Genomic DNA, 8,945 nt, shown 5'->3' with positions numbered 1-8,945 from the left:
TAGGCCTGCCGCTAGCGTTCATCCTGAGCCAGGATCAAACTCTTCATCGTATATTTTTTGTATTTTCGACAAAGTCGCTAGGTATTCTAAATCTATCGATTTACCTTACTCTCTCTTATTTTTCGATTAAACATCGCTGCTTAATCGTGCTGTCAATCCAATATGTCTATGAACGTTTTCTACTTATTCTTTTCGCTTGTCTCTCAAAGCGGGTGCAAAAGTACAACTTCTTTTTGATTAGGCAAGCTTTTTGAAAAAAAATTTAATTTCTTTTTTTTTCTTAAAAAAACCAACCCCTTATAGCTTTTGCGGAGGGCAAAGATAAAACTCTTTTTACTCTCGCTCCAAATCTTTTTCAGATTTTTTTTCCACCATCTATACAAATGAACGTTGCTGTGATTGCGGGTGCAAAAGTAATACTCTTTTGTTACTTTCCAAATCTTTTACCAACTCTTTTTTTGCCTTTTTTTTAATGCTCTGGTTATGAGTGACAAATAAGTCAAAGTTTTTTTGAGTTTCAGGTTTTAGGTTGGTCAAATAGGAAGCATACACATGTGAAAGCTGCTTTTTATAAATTTAAACAAGCTTTGAGCTGAAGCAGAAAAGGTGTAGAGTTTGTTTTTTTGATTTGGCTTTATTTGACCGTAATAGCTCGTATTCTAAGATTGTATTAGTCCTTTATATAATATAGTGTAAATAAAAATGAACTCCCTCTACTCCTAGCCCCGATTGCAATGGAAAGCCTTGTGCAGGATTGTTGTGTTTTTTCTTGGCTTAAAAAAGCGACCGAAGGAAGCTCTTTTTAAGGCTTTGAAAAAAACAACAAGACCAACAAGCTTGGAATGAAAAGCGGGAAAAGCTTCGTAAATTAATCGAATCGAAGGGCTTTTACTTTACTTTAACGGTCCACTCGAACTCCATGACTGAAACTTGTTGGCCTGATTGATCGACTCCAATTGATTTCATCCAAAAAGTTTGACCTTGTCCGGTTTCTATAGTTTGCTTGATGGCATTTTCAACACGTTCCCCGTCGTGGCAACTAAAAACGATTCTACCTTTTGCCTTTTTTGTAAACTCACTCTTATTTCTTGCCACCAACATAGATATGTTATTACCACTTTTTTGAATTTGAAGCATTACCAAAGCACCTGTAGAAAGCTCTGCAGCCATAGCTTGAACTGCAAAATACATAGATTTAAAAGGATTTTGATTAATCCATCGGTGCTTAACAGAGACTATACAATTGGAATAATCAATAGACTTTACCCTTACTCCACACAAAAAAGCAGAAGGGAGATTCAACATCAAAAAGGTATTTAACTTGGCGGGAGAAATTTTCATTTTCATTTTTTTGTAAATATACTGATTGGAACGCCTCTTTAAATGTTAATTTTTTGTTAAATATAAGTACTATGCGTAACATAATACTTTTTTTAAGACATATATTTGCATAAGATAATATTATAGAAAACATCATGCTAAGACAAGAAGAAAAAACAACCGCTACTTTGATGCACTTAAGTGCACTCGCAAAATACCTGTTTCCGCTAGCCGGTATAATAGTACCTTTATTAATATGGCAATCGAAAAAGAGTGAATCTGATTTTGTAAATGAAAACGGGAAAAAAGTTTTAAACTTTCAATTGAGTTTACTTTTATATACAATAGTTGCACTATTAATCCTATCGTTTTTTTCTATGAGCACCATAATAGATTATATTAAAATTGAATTGGAAGGCGGAACGGTAGCTCCAGTAGAATTATTAAGCATCATCATGGTTGCCCTTGTAACATTTGGTTTAGCCACATTAGGCGAATTCATTTTGATTATTCACGGTACACTCAAAGCAAATGAAGGGTACAGTTATCAATATCCTTTGAGTATTCCTTTTTTAAAATAAAGCAAAAATCATCAATCATCAATCATCAATCAAAAACGAATAGTAATTTAAATAAAACATCCATGAATTATGAATATTGAAAACACAAAAGCACAAATGCGAAAAGGTGTTTTAGAATTTTGTATATTGTCTGTACTTAAAGAGAAAGAGGCTTATACTTCTGAAATATTAGACACCTTAAAAAATGCAAAACTAGTAGTAGTTGAAGGAACCGTATATCCTTTATTAACAAGGTTAAAAAACGACGGCTTATTAAACTATAGATGGGAAGAGTCTACATCAGGACCCCCAAGAAAATATTATGGTTTAACTGAAATAGGAAAGCAATTTTTAACAGAATTAAACAGTACTTGGAGTGAATTATCCAATGCTGTTAACACAATAACCAATCAAAAATAAAGATCATGAACAAAACAGTAAATATTAATCTAGGCGGATTATTTTTTCATATAGATGAAGATGCATTTCAAAAACTAAACCGATATTTTGATGCGATCAAGCGTTCGTTATCCAATTCTAATGGTCAAGACGAAATCATGAAAGACATTGAAATGAGAATTTCAGAGATATTCAGTGAAAATCAAAAATCTGAAAAGCATGTTATAAGCTTAAAAGATGTTGATGCCATGATAGCCGTAATGGGTCAACCCGAAGATTACAGAATTGAAGAGGAAGATGCTAGCAACCCAACTCAAAATCAAGCCGGTTACAAAAACGCAAGAACATCAAAAAAACTTTACCGGGATATTGATAAAAACATTTTAGGAGGTGTTGCAGCCGGTTTTGGTCATTACATGGGTATTGATGCCTTGTGGATACGTCTTATTTTGGTTTTAATTGTAATTGCAGGAGTTGGATTTCCAATTTTCTTGTACATTTTACTTTGGGTTTTAATCCCTAAAGCACTAACAACTACAGAAAAGTTGGAAATGACTGGGGAACCGGTTACGTTATCTAACATTGAAAAAAAAGTTCGTGAGGAATATGAAAACAATCCGGATTTAAAGGAAGGTACCGATTCTGTAAAGAATTCAAATTCTGTAAAATCGGGTGCCGAGCGTATAGGTACTAATATTGGTGAAATTTTCATGACTTTGTTTAGTCTATTTGCTAAATTCATCGGAGCGATAATCATCATTTTTTCAATACTCGTTTTGGGTTCTTTACTTATTGGTAGTTTTACTTTTGGGACAACCACTTTTGTAGAAATGCCTTGGCAAGCCTATTACGATGCTGTTATTGTTAGTGAGTTTCCTATTGGTTTGGTAATTTTACTCAGCTTTTTTGCTATTGGTATTCCCTTTTTCTTCTTATTGATTTTAGGACTAAAATTGATAATTACGAATATGAAATCTATTGGAAACATAGCAAAATATACACTTTTGGCATTGTGGATAATTTCGGTTGGAATTCTAATTTCATTTGGAATCAAACAAGCAACTGAAGTGGCCTATAGCGGAAAAGTTTCAGTAAAAGAAAATTTGAATTTGATTCCTAATGATACGCTCATGATATCTTTTAAATACAATGACTTTTACGCTAAAGATCTTTATCATTATAACGATTTTGAAGTTACTCAAGATGAAAATGAAAACACTGTAATTTACTCCAACGATGTTCGAATTGAAATCAAATATACCGAAGAACCTGTAGCTTCAATTCAAGTAGAAAGAAAAGCAGAAGGAAAATCAATGAAGGAAGCTAAAAAACGTGCTGAGAAAATTAAATACCAGTACACTATTGATTCAAACAAGTTGATTTTTGACAACTACTTTGTAACCGATTTAAAAAATAAATTTAGAAACCAAGAAGTTGATATTTACTTGTATTTACCCAAAGGTACCTATTTTAAAACCGACTCGAGTTTTAAAGAGTTTGACAGAAGTGATAACTCCTTTTTTAATTTACATTTTAGTTCAGATCATTATATTTATCAAGTAAAAGATCGAAAAGTATATTGCATCAATTGCCCATCTGAAGAAAATGAATATGAAGATATCGAATTAAAATTTGAAGACTCAACTTCTACTTCGGTTACTATAAATAGAAACGGGATACAAATACAAGAAAAAGATAACTCAACTACCCAAAAAGAGTTTAAAGGACTAGAAATCAATAAAGAAGGTGTAATTATTAAAACTAATAATCCATGATAAAATTTATTGTATATTTATCTAAAGCAATTGTTACGCTCATAGCAGCTTTGTTGTGGGGTTCCTGTCAATATCACATTGATTTGACAGATACTATAAAAGGTAGTGGAAATGTTATTCAAGTTGAGCGTACCTTGAATGAAGAAATTCAATCTATTGAGGTTAAAAGAGGTATGACCGTAGTAATAGAACAAACTCCTTCTAATACGATACGTATTGAAGCAGATGACAATTTAATAGAATATATTGAAACAGAAATAACCCATGGAAATTTAGTTGTAACTACCACCAAAAACACGCGAACAAAAAATCCAAAGATTGTAAAAATTGGTGTAAAGAATCTAAATGCAATCCGAACTTCAAGTGGCTCGGAAGTAAAAAACATTGGTACATTACTAACTCAAGAAATTGATTTAAGAAGTTCAAGTGGTAGCCATATAAAGTTGGTTGTAGAATCGGAAAAAATAACTTGTGATTCCAGTAGCGGTAGTGAAATAGAATTAGAAGGCAAAGCTTTAGTTTTGGAGTGCGAATCATCCAGCGGAAGTACAATTACAGCTAAAAAAATGAAAACCAATCAAATAACTGCAAAGTCTTCTAGTGGAAGTTCAATAAGTTTGTATCCTATTCAGAGCTTAGATGCTACTTCCACAAGCGGAAGCACTATCAAATATTACAACAGTCCAAACAAAACTACCAAAAAAAGTACATCAGGTGGCTCTGTAAAAGAAGCTTATTTTTAAATTAATTAAAACAAACCCCAACCAAAAACATCTCCCAGGAGATGTTTTTTTTATATTTGCTAATAAATCTACCCTAAAATGAAACAACTATTCTTAATACTCGCTTTGCTACTCCCTGTATTTCATAGTTTTAGTCAAAAAACTGAAAAGATCAAAGCTTCAAAAATTGTTACAGTTTCACAAAAAGAAATTCCGGACTTTGAGAATTTAGAGGTTCAAGATGATATTAAAATATTTTTACAGAAAGGAACTCAAAGCCAAATAGAAATTGAAGCCGACGACAATACTCACGAAGCATTTGATATCCAATCATCCGGTTCTACATTGCGAATAAAATTGAAACAATCCATTTCCGGAGCTAAAAAAACCAGTTTAAAAATAACCTACACAGATAGTTTTAAAATGTTGATTACCAAAACAGATGTTGATGTTACAGCGTTGTCCGAACTTCGTTTAAACGAAATTACAATAAAAAGTTATGACGATTCAAGACTCTTTTTGAATGCCAATTGCAACTCTTTCACGCTGATTACCAATGATAAATCTAAAATAGAATTAAACCTAAAAGCCCAAGACGTTGTATTAGAATTAAGTAAAAACTCAAGTTGTAAAGCCTTAATCAATAGTGTTAAATTAAAATGCGACATGTACCAAAAATCTACTGCTGTGATTGAAGGTGATACCGATGAATTAAAACTTAGGCTAGATAACAGTTCTAATTTTACAGGTAAAAATTTGGTTTCCAACTACGCCTCTATGATAGTTGAAGGTACTACAAAGAATAGCATAAATGTTACTACGAAATTGGTCTTGGAAGCCAGCGGAAAAGCTGAAACCTTATTTTATGGTGAAGCCAAAGTTGAACTTAAAAAATTTACAGACGAAGCTCAACTCAGCAAAAAGAAATTGAAATAAAAAGTTGAACAAACTCTAAATATCTAATTGAATTTTAATTCTAAAATTAGAATCCTTATAATTTAAAAAAAAAATATCAAACTGCACCAAGTTATTAACACGAAAACGTTTTCGTTGAAGCTATTTCATGCAAGTTGTTAATTATCTATAAGTTTATTTGTTAGGTTTGTAAAATATTTACAAAATGGCAAAATTTTAAAAAAATACTATAGATTTAAAAAAATTACACACCATGAAAAACTATTACGCTTCTAAAAGTTCATATATTCTATTCTTTTTATTCTCTTTTTTTACCTTTTCAAAGTTGATCGGTCAAACCTACACTACTGGTGTAGCAAATTGGACTCAAGTATGGAATAGCAATAGCGGAAGATTTGATTTCACAAATGGTATAGGAATGTTCTCTTTTGGTAATACTGCAGAAGGACAAGTAGAAGGCCGTTTTTTTACTGTTGATGGAACCCTCAATGGAACCCAAAGAACTGTAAAGCCAGGACAAAAAATAATCATTCGCATTGCAGGTCAAGATGGAGGGGGGCGTTCAGGAATAGTAAACGACGGAATTATTGGTATATCCATCAAGTCTGGAGGCGGTATTTTTGACGGTACCGGATTAGCAGGACGATACGATAATAATTCCATTTTAAAAATAGAATTTGTTGGCGGTCAAAGCTCTGCCAGATTCACAGATGGAGGAGGTTTTTCTACAGCAAATATGCCCAATTTTTCGAGTTTTAAATCGGGAACAACCTATGAAATTGAAGTAATTTCAGATCGCGAGTTCAACTTAGTTGTGGGATCAAACCGAAACAATATTAGAAGTTTTGGTGGTTCTGGATCTGTATCACCTGCTTTAATTCATGCTCGAAATTCAGGAGCCAATATGGATGGACTTTTCACTTTGTTAGAAGTGGTAAACCAAGCCATCAATCTTACCGCTAATGGCAGCGAAGAGTACACGGTTACTGGTATTATTTCTAACAATGAATCCAATTCAAACACCGTTGTTAAAAACGGAAGCGGTATCGTTATTCTTACCAATCAAAACACCTACACGGGAAGTACAACCATCAATTCAGGAACTTTAAGATTAAACAGAACCGGCGGAACTACCCTACCTAATGGTAATTCGGTAACAGTTAATGGAGGTACATTAAGAGTGAGTTCCAACCAAACTTTGGCCAATTTAACTCTAACTAGTGGTGTTTTAACAATAGATAACGGAGTTACACTTACATTACCCAATGGATTGAGTATTCCAGACGGTTTTACAATTACAAACAATGGCACACTCGTAATCGAAGGAACATTAACCGATAATAGATCCAACAAAACCTTTGGTGGAACTGTAAATTACAACGGTGGAAACCAAACTATTGTAGGAGCAAATTATACGAATTTGTCACTATCCGGTTCCGGAACAAAAACTTTTAGTGCCAATTCTGTTATTAGCGGAAACTTTACCAGCTCAGGAGTTCAAATTGTTACGCCTTCCTTGCTAACATTCAATGGAAGTTCAGCCCAATCCCTTACAGGAGCCGATTATAATTCTATTCACTTTGAAGGTAATTCAAAAACGTTTACATCAAATACATCTATAAGCAGTACTGGTGCAATAACTTTTGGAACTGGTTCTGGGACAATAGATTTTGATGGAAGCTCTAATAATTTAGATTTTATACTTAAATCAGACAGCAATGGTACTGCAAGAGTTGGACAAATTGAAAGTTTTACATTATCAGGAAATGTAACTACCCAAAGATACATTCCGCTAGGCAAAAGAGCCTTTCGCTTTTTGACTTCTACCGTTAATACAATTGAGAGTATCAGAGCCAACTGGCAGGCAAACGGTAACACTACATCAGGAATTGGAACTCAAATTACGGGATCGGGAGGTATTACAAACGGATTTGATGCCAGTAATACTAACAACCCTTCCCTATTTTTTTATAACAACCAAGTGGCCTCAGGCACAGGTTGGACAGCGGTTTCAAATACAAACTCAAATTTATTAGAAGCTGGCGTTGGTTATCGAATTTTAATTCGTGGTGATCGAAATGTTGATTTGGGTGCTGCAGCGGCGGCTGAAATGAACCAAGCTGTAACCCTCAATACCAAAGGCACTCTCAAAACAGGGACTGTTACATATAATGATTCTTCCAGTCCGGTAGCTATTAACAATACGACCAACACTACAACAGATAGTTACAGTTTGGTAGGAAATCCATTTATGAGTCCTATTGATTGGCATACAGTAGGTAAAACCGGTTTAGTTAATTCTTATTACGCATGGGATGCCAATATGGGAACTGCCTCACAAAGAGGTCGTTATGTGGTTTATAGTCAATCTTCCGGCACTAATAACAATGCATCATCAGAAGTAGGAAGATACATTCAACCGGGACAAGCGTTTTTTGTGAGAAACGAATCTGCCGGTACAGCCGGAACGCTAACCATTCAAGAATCAGACAAGTCCAATGCCGCAAATACAAATGTATTTAGAGAAGCATCAAATTACAGTTCGAAATTGAATATTTTAGTTTATGAGCCCAATGTTTTGAGTCTTGGAGGATACCCTATTGATGGTACTGTTGCCGTATTTGGTACCGAATTTTCTAATTCAATAGATTTTGGAGATGTTGCTAAATTGAATGTTGCTGGCGAAAATATTGCTCTTTCAAGAGAAAATATAAATTTAGCCATTGAAGCATTTCAAATCCCACAATCAGATGATGAATTATTGGTTAAACTTCTTCAATTTACGGCATCAAAATCATACGCCTTCAAAATATCTGCCGAAAGTTTTGATGAAACCTCAGCTTACCTAGTAGATAATTTTTTAAATACATGGACAGAAATCGACTTGAATTCAGATTTCATTCATCCTTTTAATACTACAACTGACGTTGCATCTTATCATCCCGATCGATTTAAAATTGTTTTTAATCCATCTACATTAAGTTCAAATGAATTCAACTCAACTTTAGTTCAAGTTTACCCCAACCCCATTCAAAACAATCAATTTACAGTTCAATTTCAAAACACTTTCAGTTCAAATGTAAACGTTTCTGTACTATCGATTTTAGGTCAAAAAATTCCATTTAAATCCACTTCAAATTCTAATGGAGTTACAATTGAATTAAATCAAACTTTAAGTTCCGGAATTTACTTTTTAGAACTTGAAAGCAATGGAAATAAAATAACCAAAAAAATAATCGTTAACTAAAAGCCTT

Annotated in this window: 7 protein-coding genes; 6 read left to right on the top strand and 1 reads right to left on the bottom strand. The window is 33.5% G+C overall.

The window, feature by feature from the left end; all coding sequences use genetic code 11:
• Positions 1-888: 888 nt before the first annotated feature.
• Positions 889-1,341, bottom strand: a complete 453-nt coding sequence (locus V7M80_RS10565) for a DUF4442 domain-containing protein (protein WP_333695977.1) — start codon at positions 1,339-1,341, stop codon at positions 889-891.
• 134 nt (positions 1,342-1,475) lie between these two features.
• On the opposite strand from V7M80_RS10565, the gene V7M80_RS10560 reads away from it, so the two are divergent.
• The 6 genes from V7M80_RS10560 (at position 1,476) to V7M80_RS10535 (ending at position 8,938) form a co-directional block, all read left to right on the top strand.
• Positions 1,476-1,901 (top strand): DUF4870 domain-containing protein, encoded by a 426-nt coding sequence (locus tag V7M80_RS10560; protein ID WP_333695975.1) that lies wholly within the window; start codon positions 1,476-1,478, stop codon positions 1,899-1,901.
• Between the two features lie 69 nt (positions 1,902-1,970).
• On the top strand, positions 1,971-2,300 hold the full coding sequence (locus V7M80_RS10555; RefSeq protein WP_333695974.1) for a PadR family transcriptional regulator: 330 nt from the start codon (positions 1,971-1,973) through the stop codon (positions 2,298-2,300).
• Between the two features lie 5 nt (positions 2,301-2,305).
• Positions 2,306-4,054 (top strand): PspC domain-containing protein, encoded by a 1,749-nt coding sequence (locus V7M80_RS10550; RefSeq protein WP_333695972.1) that lies wholly within the window; start codon positions 2,306-2,308, stop codon positions 4,052-4,054.
• Positions 4,051-4,797, top strand: coding sequence for a head GIN domain-containing protein (locus V7M80_RS10545; protein ID WP_333695971.1), 747 nt, complete (start codon positions 4,051-4,053; stop codon positions 4,795-4,797). Before V7M80_RS10550 ends, V7M80_RS10545 begins: the two co-directional genes overlap by 4 nt.
• A gap of 78 nt (positions 4,798-4,875) precedes the next feature.
• Positions 4,876-5,712 carry a GIN domain-containing protein gene (locus tag V7M80_RS10540; RefSeq protein WP_333695970.1) on the top strand — a complete coding sequence of 279 codons (837 nt, stop codon included), beginning with the start codon at positions 4,876-4,878 and terminating at the stop codon, positions 5,710-5,712.
• Positions 5,713-5,944: 232 nt separating this feature from the next.
• Positions 5,945-8,938, top strand: a complete 2,994-nt coding sequence (locus V7M80_RS10535) for a T9SS type A sorting domain-containing protein (RefSeq protein ID WP_333695969.1) — start codon at positions 5,945-5,947, stop codon at positions 8,936-8,938.
• The last annotated feature ends 7 nt before the right edge of the window (positions 8,939-8,945 follow it).

This window comes from Flavobacterium sp. (assembly GCF_036759525.1).
GTDB lineage: Bacteria > Bacteroidota > Bacteroidia > Flavobacteriales > Flavobacteriaceae > Flavobacterium.
This window is presented reverse-complemented; position numbering and strand designations above follow the sequence as displayed.

Bases quoted from the DNA above. Each gene is read 5' to 3' on its own strand.
- V7M80_RS10565 (WP_333695977.1), bottom strand. From the start codon at position 1,341: ATGAAAATTTCTCCCGCCAAGTTAAATACCTTTTTGATGTTGAATCTC.
- V7M80_RS10560 (WP_333695975.1), top strand. From the start codon at position 1,476: ATGCTAAGACAAGAAGAAAAAACAACCGCTACTTTGATGCACTTAAGT.
- V7M80_RS10555 (WP_333695974.1), top strand. From the start codon at position 1,971: ATGAATATTGAAAACACAAAAGCACAAATGCGAAAAGGTGTTTTAGAA.
- V7M80_RS10550 (WP_333695972.1), top strand. From the start codon at position 2,306: ATGAACAAAACAGTAAATATTAATCTAGGCGGATTATTTTTTCATATA.
- V7M80_RS10545 (WP_333695971.1), top strand. From the start codon at position 4,051: ATGATAAAATTTATTGTATATTTATCTAAAGCAATTGTTACGCTCATA.
- V7M80_RS10540 (WP_333695970.1), top strand. From the start codon at position 4,876: ATGAAACAACTATTCTTAATACTCGCTTTGCTACTCCCTGTATTTCAT.
- V7M80_RS10535 (WP_333695969.1), top strand. From the start codon at position 5,945: ATGAAAAACTATTACGCTTCTAAAAGTTCATATATTCTATTCTTTTTA.